The sequence below is a fragment of the Sulfurimicrobium lacus genome, assembly GCF_011764585.1.
Classification (GTDB): Bacteria; Pseudomonadota; Gammaproteobacteria; order Burkholderiales; family Sulfuricellaceae; genus Sulfurimicrobium; species Sulfurimicrobium lacus.
In genome coordinates, this window is the sequence record NZ_AP022853.1 from 268726 (window position 1) to 284288 (window position 15563).

Consider the following 15563-nt stretch of genomic DNA (forward strand, 5'->3'; position numbering starts at 1 on the left):
TATGAAGATACACATTAAAAACGGCCGTCTGATCGACCCGAAAAACAATATCGATGCGCTGCACGACGTGTTCATCGCCGCCGGCAAGGTGGTGGGGAACGGCTCGGCGCCGGAAGGCTTCCATGCCAACCGGGTGATCGACGCCACCGGCATGGTGGTGTGTCCCGGCCTGATCGACCTTTCCGCCCGCTTGCGCGAGCCCGGCTTCGAATACATGGCCACGCTGGAGTCGGAAATGGATGCGGCGGTGGCCGGCGGCGTGACCAGCCTGGTGTGCCCGCCCGACACCGACCCGCCGCTGGACGAGCCGGGCCTGGTGGAGATGCTCAAGCATCGCGCCAAGAGCCTTAACCAGGCGCGGGTCTATCCGCTCGGTGCCCTGACGCAGAAACTGGAAGGCCAGCGCCTGACCGAAATGGCGGAATTGCATGACGCCGGTTGCGTGGCGTTTTCCCAGGCCGACGCGCCGCTGACCGACAGCAACGTGCTGTTCCGCGCCCTGCAGTACGCCTCGACCTTCGATTTCACGGTGTGGCTGCGTCCGCAGGACGCCTTTCTCGGCAAGGACGGCGTGGCGCACGATGGCGAAGTGGCGTCCCGTCTTGGTCTGGCCGGCATACCGGCGTGCGCCGAAACCATCGCGATTGCCAGAATCCTGCTCCTGATGAAAGAGACCGCCGCCAGGGTCCACCTGTGCCGGCTGTCCACGCGCGACGGCGTGGAAATGGTGCGCCAGGCCAAGCGCGACGGACTGCCCCTGACTTGCGACATCGGGGTGCATCATGCGCATCTGTCCGAAATGGATATCGGCTTTTTCGACCCCAATTGCCACCTGGTGCCGCCGTTGCGCAGCCTGCGCGACCGCGATGCGCTGCGCGAGGGGGTGAAAAGCGGCGTCATCGACGCCCTGTGTTCCGACCATACGCCGGTGGATGACGATGCCAAGTTGCTGCCCTTCGCCGAAGCGGAAGCCGGCGTCACCGGCCTGGAACTGCTGCTGCCGCTGACGCTGAAATGGGCGGCGGAAATGGGCGTGGGTTTGTCCAAGGCGATTGCCATCATCACCACCGAGCCGGCGCGCATCCTGGCGCTCGACGCCGGCCACCTGACGCCCGGCCATAGCGCGGACATCTGCATTTTCGCGCCCGACGAATATTGGCAGGTGACGCCTGCCGCCCTGAAAAGCCAAGGCAAGAACACCCCGTTCCACAATATGGAGCTGGCGGGGAAGGTGAAATACACACTGGTGGACGGTAGCGTGGTTTACGAAGGCTAGAGTATTGCAAAACGGGCGGTGATTCCCCATATTGGTTTTGTGGCGGCATTTCCGCCGTCCTTCGTGAACTCGCTAAATAAGGAGATAAATCATGGCCGGTATTACCCGTTACGATCCCTTCAACCTTTCCCGCGTGGATCCGTTCAGTGACATCGACGATCTGTTCAAAGGCTTTTTCGTGCGCCCGATGGCCCTCGAAGGGCAGCCCCAGATGCAGATCAAGATGGACGTCAAGGAGGCTGACGGCGCCTATACCGTGCATGCCGACATACCCGGCGTGAAAAAAGAGGATATACACGTCACCATCGAAGGTAACCAGGTTTCGATCAGCGCCGAAGTGAAGAAGGAAAAGGAAGAAAAGCAGGGCGAGAAAGTGCTGCGTTCCGAACGTTACTACGGCAAGGTGGCGCGCAGTTTCACCCTGGCCCAGGACGTGGATGAAGCCAAGGCCCAGGCGAAATACGCCGATGGCGTGCTGGAACTGACGCTGCCGAAAAAAGCGGTCAGTTCCGCGAAGAAGCTGGCGATACAGTAAATCTGACCCGTGTGCCAAAGGCGGCGTCCCGAAACAGGGGTGCCGCCTTTTTTGTTTGCGCTCACTTTCGCCGATTGACTCGCGTAGCGGCACATTGTCCCCATCGCCCGCTTGCGGGAGAGGGCCGGGGTGAGGGAAAATACCCCTCCATACCGTCTTCAACTTTAACAAAGGCCAGACCATGTCGCTTTCCCCAGCTTCCGCCAAGGAAAAAGCCAATATTCTTTCCGAAGCACTGCCCTACATCCGGCGCTTTCAGGACAAGACCATCGTCATCAAGTACGGCGGCAATGCCATGACCGAGGAGCACCTCAAGCATGGCTTCGCCAAGGACGTGGTGCTGCTCAAGCTGGTGGGCCTGAATCCGGTCGTGGTGCACGGCGGCGGCCCGCAGATCAACGATCTGCTCAAGCGCGTGGGCAAGCAGGGCGAGTTTATCCAGGGCATGAGGGTGACCGACGAGGAAACCATGGATATCGTCGAAATGGTGCTCGGCGGCCAGGTCAACAAGGAAATCGTCAACCTGATCAACCAGTACGGCGGAAAGGCCGTGGGGCTGACCGGCACCGACGGCGGCATGATCCAGGCCAAAAAGCTGCTGGTCAAGTCCAAGACCGACGGCGAGGAGCTGATCGACATCGGGCTGGTGGGCGAAGTGACGCGCATCGACCCGGCGCTGGTGACCCTGCTCGACAGCCAGGATTTCATCCCGGTCATCGCCCCGATCGGCGTCGGGGAACTGGGCGAGGCGTTCAACATCAATGCCGACCTGGTGGCCGGCAAGCTGGCTGAAACGCTCAAGGCCGAGAAACTGATCCTGATGACCAATACCACCGGTGTGCTGGACAAGGAAGGCAAGCTGCTGACCGGGCTGACGGCGGCGCAAGTGGATGCCCTGATCGATGACGGCACCATTTCCGGCGGCATGATTCCGAAAATCTCCATGGCCCTGGAGGCAGTTAAGAACGGCGTCAAGAGCAGCCACATCATCGATGGCCGGGTGGAGCATGCGCTGCTGCTGGAGATCCTGACCGATCAGGGCGTGGGGACGCTGATCCGGTCGAATGCCTGAGCGCCGGAACGTATGGCGAAACGCTCCAGCGGCGCGCTGACCTGGGTGTTCGACCTGGACAACACCCTGCACAACGCCTCGCCGCATATCTTCCCGCATCTCAACCGCGCCATGACGCAGTACGTGCAGGATCATCTGGCGCTGGATGAGAGCGCCGCGGACGAGTTGCGCGATCGCTACTGGCGGCGTTACGGGGCGACCCTGCAGGGGCTGGTGCGGCATCACGGCACCGATCCAGGGCATTTTTTATGGCATACCCACCAGTTTCCCGCGCTGGAACGCATGGTGTTGCGCGAGCGCGGCCTGCGCACAGCGTTGCAGCGGCTGCGCGGGCGCAAGATCGTCTACACCAACGCACCGGATTTTTATGCGCGGGCGGTGCTGCGTCTGCTGCAGATCGACGATTTGTTCGATGCGGTATTTTCCATCGAAGGCGCGGGCTTCTGCCCCAAACCTGATGCGCAGGGCTTTTATCGCCTGTTTCACGCGCAGCGGCTCATGCCGGCGCGTTGCGTGATGGTGGAGGATTCGCTGGGCAATCTCAAGACGGCGAAACGGCTGGGAATGAAAACGGTATTGATCGGGCCGGCACCCATGCGGGTTGCCGGCGTGGATGTAAGCCTGCGCTCGGTGCTGCAATTGCCGCGGATGCAGGAAAAACTAAAATAAACAGCAAGGGAGAATCGAATGGCGAGCAAACCGGGTGAGCGCAAGATGCAGATCCTGCAAGTGCTGGCAGAAATGCTGCAGCACCCGCAGGGGGAGAAAATAACCACCGCAGCACTGGCGGCCAGGCTGGAAGTTTCAGAAGCGGCGCTCTACCGCCATTTCGCCAGCAAGGCGCAAATGTTCGAGGGGCTGATCGAATTCATCGAGCAGAGCCTGTTCGGCATCATCAACAAGGTCACCAGCGAGGAGCAGAACGGGGTCAAGCAGCTCGAAACCATGCTGTCCCTGCTGCTCGGCTTTGCCCAGAAAAACCCGGGCATGGTGCGCGTGCTGATCGGCGATGCGCTAGTCAATGAAAACGAGCGCTTGCAGGCCCGTATCAACCAGATTCACGACCGCCTCGAAGCGACCATCAAGCAATCCCTGCGCATCGCCGCGAGCCAGGACGGCCTGGGCGTTAGCGCAGACCCGGCGGCGCATGCCAACCTGATCATGAGTTTCATCGTGGGCCGCTGGCACCAGTTCGCCAAGAGCGGCTTCAAGCGCGAGCCGATGGAATATCTGCAGGCTCAGGCCAAGATTCTGCTGGGGTGACACACCGGGCAAGCCGGGTCTTTCTTCAGGCGGACCTGGCGCCATTCCATGCTCAGTCCGTCGAGCAATTGCAGCTTGCCGGTTAGCGACTGGCCGATCCCGGCCAGCAGTTTGAGCGCCTCGGCCGCCTGGACTGCGCCGATGATGCCGACCAGGGGGGCGAACACGCCCATCACCGCGCAACGCTCCCCTTCTTCCTCTGCGCTTTCCGGGAACAGGCAGCTGTAACAGGGGCTGTCCGGGTGACGCAGGTCGAACACCGTGACCTGCCCGTCGAAGCGAATCGCGGCGCCGGAAACCAGCGGTTTGGCATGCCGGACGCAGGCCTGGTTAATGGCGTGGCGGGTAGCGAAGTTGTCGCTGGCATCGAGTACCACGTCCGCCTGTCCCACCAGTTGCGCCAGTTCGTCGCCCGCGATGCGATGCGGAATGGCGGTAACGCGAATTTCCGGGTTGATCGCTGCCAGGGTGCGCTGCGCGGAGTGCGCCTTGTTGCTGCCGAGGGAATGGGTGAAGTGGGCGATCTGGCGCTGCAGGTTGGTGAGGTCCACCGTGTCGCCGTCGCAGATCGTGATGTGGCCGACTCCGGCGGCGGCAAGATATAGCGCAATGGGTGAACCCAGCCCGCCGGCCCCGATGATCAGTGCATGGGCGGCAAGAAGCTTTTCCTGGCCTTCGACACCGAGCTGCGGCAGAAGGATGTGGCGGCTGTAGCGCAGGAGCTGGTTGTCGTCCATCGGTACCCTTGCCGGCCTCCCCGGGTCAGGGAGGCGGTTTGGCGCAAACCCTGTCGTGGATTAACGGTTCTTCAGGATTTGCAAACCCTTGAGCAGGTTTACCGCCTGATTCAATTGGTAGTCGTTTTTCGATACCACTTCGCGTTCCCCGCTAGTGGCATCGCTCTTGCTATCGCCTTTGCCTTTGGCAGGCGCTTCCTGATTTGGTGCGGGAGCCTTGACTGGCGCGGCCTCGGGCTTGTTTCCATCCTGGCCGTTGATCAGGTGGCGCTCCAGGTCCGCTTCGCGCAGATTGAACAAGGAGTCCTTGTCCACGCCATTGACTGTCGCTTCTTCCGCCACGATATCCGGCGTGATGCCTTTGGCCTGGATTGAACGCCCGTTAGGCGTGAAGTAGCGCGCGGTGGTCAGCTTGATCGCGGTGCCGTTGCCGAGCGGCAGCACGGTTTGCACCGAACCTTTGCCGAAGGACTGGGTGCCGATGATGATGGCACGCTTGTGGTCCTGCAATGCGCCGGCGACGATTTCGGACGCCGAGGCTGAGCCGCCGTTGATCAGTACCGCCAGCGGCACGCTCTTTACGCTTGCCGGCAGGTTCTTGAGGTAATCGCTTTCCTTCGGTCCGCGCAGGTAATTTTCCTTGTTCGCGGTGAGTTTCATTTTGGCCTCTTCGGTGCGGCCTTCGGTGTAAACCACCAGCGAATTTTCCGGCAGGAATGCGGCGGCAACGCCGACCGCGCCGTTGAGCAGGCCGCCGGGGTCGTTCCTCAGGTCCAGCACCAAACCCTTGAGCGGTCCCTTGTTCTGTTTGATGAGATCCTCGAGCGCCTTGGCGAGATTTTCTCCGGTGTGCTCCTGGAATTGGGTTACCCGCACGTAGCCGTAGCCGGATTCGAGCAGCTTGGATTTCACGCTCTTGATCTTGATGATGGCGCGCGTGATGGTGAAAACAAGTGGCTTGTTCTGCCCTTTGCGCATCACGGTCAGGATGATCTGGGTGTTGGGCTTGCCGCGCATGCGTTTGACCGCATCGTTGATGGTCATGCCTTTGACGGGCGTGTCGTCCAGCTTGATGATGAGGTCGCCGCTCTTGATGCCGGCGTTGAAGGCCGGAGTGTCCTCGATGGGGGAGACCACCTTGACGAAGCCGTCTTCCATGCCCACTTCGATCCCCAGGCCGCCGAATTCGCCCTGGGTTCCCACCTGCAATTCCTTGAATGCATCGGTATCGAGATAGGCGGAGTGCGGGTCGAGGCCGGAGAGCATGCCGTTGATGGCCTCGTTGATGAGCTTCTTGTCTTCCACCGGTTCGACGTAATCGCTTTTGATCTTGCCGAATACTTCTGCAAAGGCGCGCAACTCCTCAACCGGGAGGGGGCTATCGACCTTCTTGTCGGCCACGGCTGAATAATTCAGGCTCAGCATTACACCGAGCAGGGCGCCCATGGCGATCAGGCCGAATTTTTGCATTTTGCCGCGCATCTGTTTCTCCAACTCAATCTTGTAATGTTAGCCCGCCCTGCACCATGTCAGGGGGTCGAAAGGCCTGCTCTGGAACCGAAGTTCGAAGTATAAACCGGTTTCCGGGTTGCCGCCGCTGTTTCCCGTGCTGGCGATGACGTCGCCGCTCCGGACGTTGTCCCCCACATGCTTGAAGAGGGATTCGTTGTTGCCGTAGAGGCTCATGTAACCGTTGCCGTGGTCGATTATGATCAGGTTGCCGAAGCCGCGCAGCCAGTCCGCGAAAACCACGCGCCCTTCGGCGATGTTGTGGACTTCCTGCCCTGCGGCGGTACGGATGAACACGCCGCGCCACGGCGCCCCGCTGTCCTGACGTGGACTGCCGAAACGTCCCGCGAGTTCCCCGCGCACCGGCAAAGGCAACTTGCCTTTCTGAGTTTGCGCCAGCGCGCTGGGCTGGGGGGCGACCGGCTGTTCCGCGGCAGGCTCGCGGGCGTTGCGCCGGGGGGTGCGTTCCGGCTTTTTGCGCGCTTGCTGTTTGGCCAGGCGTTCGATCAGTTGCGTGAGCTGTTTTTCGTTGCGCTGCAACTGGCTCAGTTCCGTGCGCTGGCGTCCGATTTGCTGGGCCAGTTGTGCCACCAGTTTCTTTTTTGCCTGCTGCTGTGCCACCAGTTGCTGCTTTTGCTGGTCCTGTTCGGCGCGGATTCGTGCCAATTCGGCCTGTTTGGATTCGGTGGCCTGCGAGAGCTGCTGCAACTTTGCGAGATTGTCGCGCAGATTCTCCAGCATCTCATTGCGGGCGCGGGCCAGGTAGCCGTAATAACGCAGTTGGCGCGCGGCCTGATTGGGGTTTTGCTGGTTAAGCAGGATTTTGAACTGGTCCTGCTGGCCTGACAGGTACTGCTGGTATAGCAGCTTGCCCAGCGACACCTGTTCCGCCGCTATCCTCTGTTGCCGGTTTCCTTTCTGTTGCTCCAGGCTGGACAGGGTGGCGCTGGTGCCCTGCTGTTGTGTAGACAGGTCGCGCAGCCGGTAATTGATGTCGCTGATGGCCCGTTCCGAGGTCTTGAGCGCATCGCTGGCGTCGGCCTTAGCGCCTTCCTTGCTGTCGAGTTCTTTTTGCAGGGCATCGATGCGGCCGCGCAGCTCCTTCAGTTCGGGTTTAGGCGCGGCGGAAGCGGGAAAGGGCAGGCTGGACAGCAAAATTGCGCCGGCAAATATGGCGAGTACAGCTTTTATAACTGAGGTCCCAGACAGCTTCGCAGTCACTCGAACTCGATCAGCGGGTGCCCGGACATTTCACGCGGTTTGGGCAGCCCCATCATCTTCAGCAGGCTCGGTGCGACATCTTCCAGCGCGCCGGTTTCCGCAACCCTGGCGGCTCTTCCGATGTAGAGGAAGGGCACCAGGTTGAGGGTGTGGGCGGTATGGGAATTGCGGGTGACTTCGTCCAGCATCTTTTCGGCGTTGCCGTGGTCGGCGATGATCAGGACTTCGCCGCCGATTGCCTGCATGGCCGGGACGACACGGGCGAGGCACTCGTCGATGACTTCGATGGCCTGGACGGCGGCCGCGAGGTTGCCGGTGTGGCCAACCATGTCGGGGTTGGCATAGTTGCAGATAATGGCGTCGTATTTCTGGGCGGCGATAGCTTCCACCAGCTTGTCGGTGACTTCGCGGGCGCTCATTTCCGGTTTGAGGTCGTAAGTAGGCACATCGGGCGAAGGCACCATGATGCGGTCTTCTCCAGCGTAGCGGGTTTCCTCCCCGCCGTTGAAGAAAAATGTGACGTGTGCATATTTCTCGGTTTCTGCGATGCGCAGCTGCGTCAGGCCCATCTGGGCAATGTATTCGCCGAAGCTGTTTTTGATGCGCTCCTGCGGGAAGGCTACCGGGATGTTGAAGTCGGCGCTGTAGCAGGTGAGGGTGCAGTAAGTGCTGAGTTTGGGCACGTGCTCGCGCTCGAAAGCGTCGAAGTCCGGCTCGATGAAAGTACGGGTGAGTTCGCGCGCGCGGTCCGAGCGGAAGTTCATGAAGATGACGCCGTCGCCGTCCTGCATCTTCACCGGGGCGCCGATGACCGTGGGCTTGACGAACTCGTCCGTTTCGTCCCGGGCATAGGCATTGTGCAGGCCTTCGATGGCGGTTTGGGCGGTGAATTCCGCCTTGCCCTGGGTGAGCAGGTCGTAGGCGGTTTTTACCCGCAGCCAGCGGTGATCGCGATCCATTGCGTAATAGCGGCCGACGATCGAGGCGATCTTGCCGATTTTCAAGGCGTCGATCTTGTTTTGCAGACATTCCAGGTAGATCTCTGCGCTTTTCGGCGGCGTGTCGCGTCCGTCCAGGAAGGCATGCAGGTAGACCTTGTCCAGGCCGAATTTGGCCGCCATTTCGATCATGGCGTGAATGTGGTTTTCGTGGCTGTGGACGCCGCCGTCCGACACCAGTCCGAAGATGTGCAGGGCGCCGTGGTTCTTTTTGATGGCTTCAAGCGCGGCGGACAGTTCGTGGTTGGAGAAAAAGCTGCCGCTGGCGATGGCGTTGTTGATGCGCGATATTTCCTGGTAGATCACGCGCCCGGCGCCGATGTTCAGGTGCCCCACTTCGGAGTTGCCCATCTGGCCAGCGGGCAGGCCGACAGCGGCTTCTGAGGCATGGATGGTGGTGTGCGGGTGGGCTTCCCAGAGCTTGTCCCAGTAGGGTTTCTTCGCCAGGGTGATGGCGTTGTCAGGGCCTGCCGGGCTGCAGCCGAACCCGTCCAGAATCATCAGTAGAACCGGTGTGACCTTCATACAATATGGACTTTATTTTTCGTTCGTTATCTCAAATGATGTATCATTTTATTATGTTTTAATAATGTACGCATTAAACTTATTCTAAACTTTCTGATTCCCATTTTGTTGCAAGGCGGTGACTTTTTCCATGTTGAATTTTGATCACGTCGAGTTGATCGACAAGGACGAACATATCGAGCAGGCGTCGCGGGCGATGAAGGCCATGTCGCATCCGTTGCGCCTGAAGATACTGTGCGTGCTGGGCGACCGCGAGATCAGCGTGCAGGAAATCGTCGAAAACGTCGGCACTTCGCAAAGCAACATCTCGCAGCACCTCGCCATCCTGCGCGACAAGGGCGTACTGCGCACGCGCAAGGACGCCAACCGGGTGTATTACCGGGTAGGAGATACCCGCACTCTCCAGTTGATCAGCATGATGCGCGATGTTTTCTGCGGTTTCGCCAAATAACTTTTTACCCGCACTGCCGTTTCTGTCATTCTGTGTTTAAAAAACCAGATTCCCTCTTGGTATATTATAATTCGCTAATATATAGCGTTTGATGTTTAATATACGTCCGGCGTGCCGTGCTTAACGGTTGCCGGATCAGAACAATACAATAGAGGTCGAACGTATGAAATCGTTCCCGTTGCGCTTACACGGCGGACAGTTCAGGACGGTATGGGGGGTATTGGCCCTGACGCTGGTTCATGCTGCGCCCGCCGATACCTTGAGTTTCGCCCAGTGCGTCGATACTGCGCTCAGGCAGAACCCCGGTTTGTCCGCCAGCCGGGCGCAATTGCAGCAGGCCGAAGCGGGGCTCGCGCAGGCGCAGGGCGGGCGCCTGCCCAAAGTGACGGTGTCGCTGAATGCGGTGCGCACCAACGATGCCCTGAGTGCCTTCGGGCTCAAACTCTCCCAGCGCGGCGCCACCTTCGGCGATTTCGGCGCGGGCCAGTTCGATCCGACCAATCCCAACGTGCTGTCGGTCGCGCCGGACAATCTCAATCACCCCGCCGCGGTCAACAACTTCAATACCCGCATCGAGGCGCAGCTTCCGCTTTATACCGGGGGGATGATCGAGGGCTACGTCGAGCAGGCGCAGGCCTACATCAAGGCGGCCCAGCAGGGCGACAACTCCGCGCGTCAGCAGGTCATCTTCCAGGTGCTGCAGGCCTATGAGGGCGTGCATGCCGCGCGTGCTTACGTGAACGTGGCGAAGCAGGGCGAAATCGCCGCCGTGTCCTATGTCAAGACCATCGACAACCTGCTCAAGCAGGGCGTGGTGGTGAAAAGCGACCTGCTGTCCGCGCGTATTCATCTCGAGGATGTACGGGTCAAGCTCGCCCAGGCGCAGAACACCGAGGCTGCAGCGCTGGATCAGCTGCACATGCTGCTCGGCCTGCCGCTGTCGCAGCCGCTGGAGGTGGGGGCTCAGGTAACGCCCGCTCCGTTGCCTGGCAAGATCGAAGAACTGCGCGTGCAGGCGTTGACCGACAACCCCGGCCTCAATGCCATGCGCAACCAGTTGCAGGCAGCCCAGGCCAACGTAAAAGTGGCGAAATCGGGGCTTTACCCCCAGCTCGGCCTGATGGCGCGGCAGGACTGGAACGACAAAAATGCCGGATTGAATGCCAGTTCCTACACGGTGGGCGGGATGATGTCCTGGAACGTGTTCGACGGCGGCACGGTGCGTGGCGCCGTCGATCGCGCGGCAGCGGGCAAGGCCGAACTGGCCGCGCGACTGCAGCAGGCCGAAAGCGGCGTGGCCTTTCAGGTCGCGGATGCCTGGCGCAAGGCTGACGAAGCCGAACGGCGCGTGGCGTTGCGCGAGCTGGCCGTCACCCACGCCGAGGAGGCGCTCGGCCTGGTCGAAAAACGCTATAACAACGGCGTGACGACCATCACCGAGTTGCTCGCCGCGCGCGCGCAACTCGACAATGCCCGCGCCGACGTGGTGGCGGCGAAATATGACCTTGCCGTACAGCGCGCCGGACTCAGGCTCGCTGTGGGCAAACTTGAACCTGAGATGAAGTAGCGGAGTTGATCGTGATGAATTTTAAATCCCCAGTTTTGCCCGCCGTTATCGCCGCGTCGGTCGTGCTTGCCCTGCTGGGCGGTTGCGGGGAAAAGTCCAGCGACAAACCGGCGGCGGTTCCTGGCGCAACGATAAAAGCCGAGGTCGTCACGGTGCAAAAAGCCGTTCTGCCCATCGTCTCTACTTCGCCCGCCAGCGTCGTTGCCGGACAGCAGGCGCAAATCGCCTCGCGCCTGACGGGCTACATCCGCGAAATAAACGTGCAGGAAGGGCAGACCGTCGCTGCCGGCCAGCGTCTGTTCACGGTCGACCCCACCGATATCCAGGGGCAGATGAACATGGCCCGTGCCGGGGTGGCCCAGTCCGAAGCTGCGCTGGCCGATGCCAAAACCGATTACGAGCGTTTCGGCAACCTCTACAAGGAAGAAGCCATTCCCAAGATGCAATGGGACAAGATTCGCCTCCAGTACCAGGTGAGCCAACAGCAGGCGGCAGCGGCGCGCGCGGCTTTCGATACTGCTTCCGCGCAGATGAAATATGCCACGGTGCAGGCGCCGTTCGCCGGCGTCATCACCCAGAAAATGGCCAATGCCGGCGATCTGGCGGCGCCCGGCCGGCCGGTGCTGGTGCTGGAAAACCCGGCCACCCTGCAGGTGCAGACCGGCGTGGCGCGCGACGTCTTCTCCCAACTCAAGCTGGGCTCCCCGGTGTCCATCCAGGTGGACGGTCGGACCAGCGATCTGGTAGGCAAAGTGACGCACCTGGTGCCTGCCGCCGACCCGGTTACCCACAGCTACCTGGTCAAGATCGACCTGCCCGAGGGACACGGGCTGCGCAGCGGCAACTTCGTTCGCGTTGCTTTCGCTCTCGGTTCGCGCGAAGGCATTCGCGTGCCGGTCGGCGCGCTGCTGGAGCGTGCCGGGATCAGCGGGGTGTTCGTGGTGGACACGCAGGGCATCGTCCACTACCGCATGGTGCGCGCCGGGGCCGCAAGCGGGGGCAATGTGGAAATCCAGGCTGGACTCAATCCGGGCGAGCGCGTGGTGACTTCGGCCACGACCAACATGCAATCCGGGGACAAGGTGGTGAGCCAGGGGAACGGTAATGGCTGAAACGCACGAAGAGACGCCACTTAACAGCGCAGGCAAGATCGCCCGCCTGTTCCTGGAATCGAAAATCACCGCCATGTTGATGCTGGCGGTGACGCTGGCGGGCATCATGGCGCTGTTCGTCACCGCGCGTGAATACAACCCGCAGATCGTGGTGCCCGCCGCCAACATTATTGTTGCCAAGCCGGGTGCCAGCGCAGAGGAGATACACAACCTGGTGGTGAAGCCGCTGGAGGCGGTCATGAATGCCCAGTCGGGCGTCAAGCATACCTTTGGCTACGCGGTTGCCGACTACGGGGTGGTGACGGTGCAATTCGATGTGGGTGAAGACCAGGAAAAAAGTCTGGTCAAGCTCTACAACCAGTTGATGCAGAACATGGACCGCATGCCCGCCGGGGCGATGCAGCCGATGGTCAAGCCCATCAACGTGGACGACGTGCCGATCATGACGCTGACCCTGAGTTCGTCGCACATGGACGATTACCAGTTGCGGCAGGTCGCGGCGCGGGTGCTGGAGCAGTTGCGCAACGTGCCGGGCGTTTCCTTCACGCAGCTGGTGGGCGGCGCGCAGCGCGCCGTCAACGTGTGGATTTCGCCTGACAGGCTGGCCGCTGCCGGTCTGTCCCTGGACCAAGTGGACCGCATGATCGGCGGCGCCAACGTGTCTGTCCCTGCAGGCCAGCTGGTCGATCAGAACCGTAATCATCCGCTGCGCATGTCCGGCTTCATCGGCGATGCACGCGAGATCGGGCAGATCATCGTGGGCGCGCCGCAAGGCCGCCCGGTGTTCCTGAAAGACGTCGCCACCATCGAGGACGGTCCGGCGGAAAGCGACGAGCTGTCGCGCTTTGCCTATGGTCCGGCGGCACGCGCAGGGGCGTCCGTTCACCGCGGCGAGGCGCCGGCGGTCACCATCGCCATTGCGAAAAAGGCCGGCACCAACGCCGTGGTGGTGACTTCTTCCGTGCTTGCCAAGCTGGATGCCCTGAAGCGCCAGGCCATTCCGCAGGGGGTCGACGTGGCCGTCACGCGCGACGACGGCGCCAAGGCCAACGACGCGGTGAACACCCTGGTGGAGCACCTCGGCATCGCCATCGGCTCGGTGGTGGTGATCCTGGTGTTTTTCCTCGGCTGGCGCGAAGCGGCCATCGTCACCCTGACGGTGCCGCTGATCCTGTTCGTGGTGCTGACCGTGGGGCTGATCGCCGGCCAGACCATCAACCGCATCACGCTGTTCGCGCTGATCCTGTCGCTCGGCCTGCTGGTGGACGCGGCTATCGTGGTGGTGGAAAACATCCATCGCCACATGCATCACGGCGGCGCGAAGAATTTCAAGGAAGCCCTGGTGGAAGCCACCAACGAGATCGGCAACCCGACCAACATCGCTACCGTCGCGGTGATCCTGGCGTTCATCCCGATGGCGTTCGTCACCGGCATGATGGGGCCGTTCATGCGGCCGATCCCGTTCAACGTGCCGGTGGCGATGATCGCCTCGCTGGTCATCGCCTACATGGTGGTGCCCTGGGCGGCCAACCGCTGGCTGGCCGGCAAGGCGGCCAAATCCCTGGCGGAGCGGCCGACGCTGGAGGAAAAGGCGGCAGACCCGAAAGATCCTTTGCACCGCGCCTATGTGGCGGTGATCACCCCGCTGATCCGGCATGCCCACCGCCGTAACATGTTGTTCCTGCTGGTGGTCGTGCTGCTCGTGGCGGCCATGATCCAGCCGGCCTGGCAATTCGTGCGGCCGTCCGGTATGAACGGCCCACTCTCGGCCATGGGCGTGGAGCTGAAGATGTTGCCCAACGACAATACCAATACCTTCCTGGTGCAGGTGGACACGCCCGCCGGCACCACCCTGGCCGGGACCGACCAGGTGGCGCGCGCGGTCGGCGAGGTGTTGGCGAAAACCGCTTATGTCACCGATTACCAGACCTTTCTCGGCATGACCGCGCCGGTGGATTTCGCGGCCCTGGTGCGCGGCGATATGCTCAAACGCGGCGACAACCTGGCGCAACTGCGCGTCAACCTCACCGACAAGCATCACCGTTCAGCCTCTTCCCACGAGATCGTGAACCGCTTCGATGCTTCCCTGGCGCAGTTGCGCGCGGCTTTCCCGCAAGCCCGGATCAAGCTTTACGAGACCCCGCCCGGCCCGCCGGTGCAGTCGCAGGTACTGGCCGAGCTGTACGGGCCGGACTACCGCAAGCTGCGCGCTGCCGCGGCGGATGTGAACAAGGCGTTTACCCAGGTTTACGGCATCGTCAACGTGGACGATTCGGTGACCGCAACGGTCGATACCTTCCACATCAATGTGGATCGCGAGAAGGCCATCCTTTCCGGCGTTGCCCCCGGACAGGTGGGCAAGCTGCTGCACGATTACGTCTCGGGTTTCTCCATCGGCACCCTGCACGTCGACGACGCGCGCGAACCGGTCAACATCACCGTGCGTTTGCCCCGCAGCGAACGCCAGACGCCGCAGCAGATCATGTCCATCCGCGTTGTCAGCATGACTGGACAGCAGGTGCCGTTGTCGGCCATCGCCAGCGTCGAACGGGCCACACAGGACAAGCCCTTCTACGACCGCGACCAGCATCCCACGGTCATGATCGGCGGCGAGCTGCTCAAGTCCAGCCCGGTTTATGCGGTGCTGGCCCTGGACAAGATGCTGGACGGCAAGATGCTCACGCCGGGTATCGCCTTCAAGACCGGCAACCTCGGCTTCACCGAAGCCCAGCCCGACGACGTGATGAACTACCACTTGCTGTGGGGCGGCGAGATGCGCCTGACGCTCGACGTGTTCCGCGACCTCGGGTCGGCCTTCATTGTGGCGCTGGTGTTTATCTACCTGATGCTGGTGGGCTATTACAAGTCCTTCATGATGCCGCTGATCGTGATGGGCGCGATCCCGCTCACCCTGGTCGGCGTGTTCCCCGGCCACTGGATCACCCAGCAGGCATTCACCGCCACCTCCATGATCGGCGTCATCGCCCTGGCCGGCATCGTGGTGCGCAACTCGCTGCTGCTTATCGACTTCATCGTCGATTACCGCAAGCGCGGCTATGCCCTCGACGAAGCCGTGATCGAAGCCGGCGCGGTGCGTTTCCGCCCCATCATGCTAACCGCGCTGGCCATCATCCTCGGCTCGGCCATCATGATTACCGACCCGGTGTTCGGCGGTCTGGCGGTGTCGCTGATATTCGGTACCTTCGCTTCCACCGTGCTTACGCTGGTGGTGATCCCGCTGATGTATTACCTGTGGGAGCGGCGTCAGAGCCGGAACGCCGCTTGATTTCGCGCGCG

General features: G+C 61.6%; 13 protein-coding genes. 9 read left to right on the forward strand and 4 right to left on the reverse strand.

Going from position 1 to position 15563, the window contains the following annotated elements; genetic code table 11:
* The first annotated feature begins 1 nt into the window (after position 1).
* The 5 genes from SKTS_RS01300 (at position 2) to slmA (ending at position 4146) form a co-directional block, all read left to right on the forward strand.
* Entirely contained in the window at positions 2 to 1276 is a 1275-nt protein-coding gene (locus SKTS_RS01300) for a dihydroorotase (RefSeq protein WP_173059214.1), read from the forward strand.
* 91 nt (positions 1277 to 1367) lie between these two features.
* Positions 1368 to 1811, forward strand: coding sequence for an Hsp20/alpha crystallin family protein (locus SKTS_RS01305; RefSeq protein WP_173059217.1), 444 nt, complete (start codon positions 1368 to 1370; stop codon positions 1809 to 1811).
* A gap of 181 nt (positions 1812 to 1992) precedes the next feature.
* Positions 1993 to 2883 (forward strand): acetylglutamate kinase, encoded by an 891-nt coding sequence (gene argB / locus SKTS_RS01310; protein WP_173059220.1) that lies wholly within the window; start codon positions 1993 to 1995, stop codon positions 2881 to 2883.
* A 12-nt stretch (positions 2884 to 2895) separates the two neighbouring features.
* Positions 2896 to 3552, forward strand: a complete 657-nt coding sequence (locus tag SKTS_RS01315) for a pyrimidine 5'-nucleotidase (RefSeq protein ID WP_173059223.1) — start codon at positions 2896 to 2898, stop codon at positions 3550 to 3552.
* Between the two features lie 18 nt (positions 3553 to 3570).
* Entirely contained in the window at positions 3571 to 4146 is a 576-nt protein-coding gene (gene slmA, locus SKTS_RS01320) for a nucleoid occlusion factor SlmA (RefSeq protein WP_173059226.1), read from the forward strand.
* Here slmA and SKTS_RS01325 read toward each other — a convergent pair.
* From SKTS_RS01325 to gpmI, 4 genes are all read right to left on the reverse strand, one after another.
* Positions 4122 to 4883, reverse strand: a complete 762-nt coding sequence (locus SKTS_RS01325) for a HesA/MoeB/ThiF family protein (protein WP_173059229.1) — start codon at positions 4881 to 4883, stop codon at positions 4122 to 4124. The two genes, slmA and SKTS_RS01325, sit on opposite strands and share 25 nt — an antisense overlap.
* 60 nt (positions 4884 to 4943) lie before the next feature.
* Complete coding sequence (locus SKTS_RS01330; protein WP_173059232.1) at positions 4944 to 6365, reverse strand: S41 family peptidase; 1422 nt, start codon at positions 6363 to 6365, stop codon at positions 4944 to 4946.
* Between the two features lie 27 nt (positions 6366 to 6392).
* Complete coding sequence (locus SKTS_RS01335; protein WP_173059235.1) at positions 6393 to 7547, reverse strand: murein hydrolase activator EnvC family protein; 1155 nt, start codon at positions 7545 to 7547, stop codon at positions 6393 to 6395.
* A 62-nt stretch (positions 7548 to 7609) separates the two neighbouring features.
* Positions 7610 to 9136, reverse strand: a complete 1527-nt coding sequence (gpmI, locus tag SKTS_RS01340; RefSeq protein ID WP_173059238.1) for a 2,3-bisphosphoglycerate-independent phosphoglycerate mutase — start codon at positions 9134 to 9136, stop codon at positions 7610 to 7612.
* 130 nt (positions 9137 to 9266) lie between these two features.
* Between gpmI and SKTS_RS01345 the strand changes: the two genes are divergently transcribed.
* The 4 genes from SKTS_RS01345 to SKTS_RS01360 all read left to right on the forward strand — a co-directional run bounded on the left by SKTS_RS01345 (position 9267) and on the right by SKTS_RS01360 (position 15552).
* Positions 9267 to 9587 carry an ArsR/SmtB family transcription factor gene (locus SKTS_RS01345; protein WP_173059241.1) on the forward strand — a complete coding sequence of 107 codons (321 nt, stop codon included), beginning with the start codon at positions 9267 to 9269 and terminating at the stop codon, positions 9585 to 9587.
* 163 nt (positions 9588 to 9750) lie between these two features.
* The gene (locus SKTS_RS01350) at positions 9751 to 11154 is read left to right on the forward strand and encodes a TolC family protein (protein ID WP_173059244.1); all 1404 of its coding nucleotides are present in this window, start codon (positions 9751 to 9753) and stop codon (positions 11152 to 11154) included.
* A gap of 14 nt (positions 11155 to 11168) precedes the next feature.
* Positions 11169 to 12266 (forward strand): efflux RND transporter periplasmic adaptor subunit, encoded by a 1098-nt coding sequence (locus SKTS_RS01355; RefSeq protein WP_173059247.1) that lies wholly within the window; start codon positions 11169 to 11171, stop codon positions 12264 to 12266.
* Positions 12259 to 15552 (forward strand): efflux RND transporter permease subunit, encoded by a 3294-nt coding sequence (locus SKTS_RS01360; RefSeq protein ID WP_173059250.1) that lies wholly within the window; start codon positions 12259 to 12261, stop codon positions 15550 to 15552. Before SKTS_RS01355 ends, SKTS_RS01360 begins: the two co-directional genes overlap by 8 nt.
* Positions 15553 to 15563: the final 11 nt, after the last annotated feature.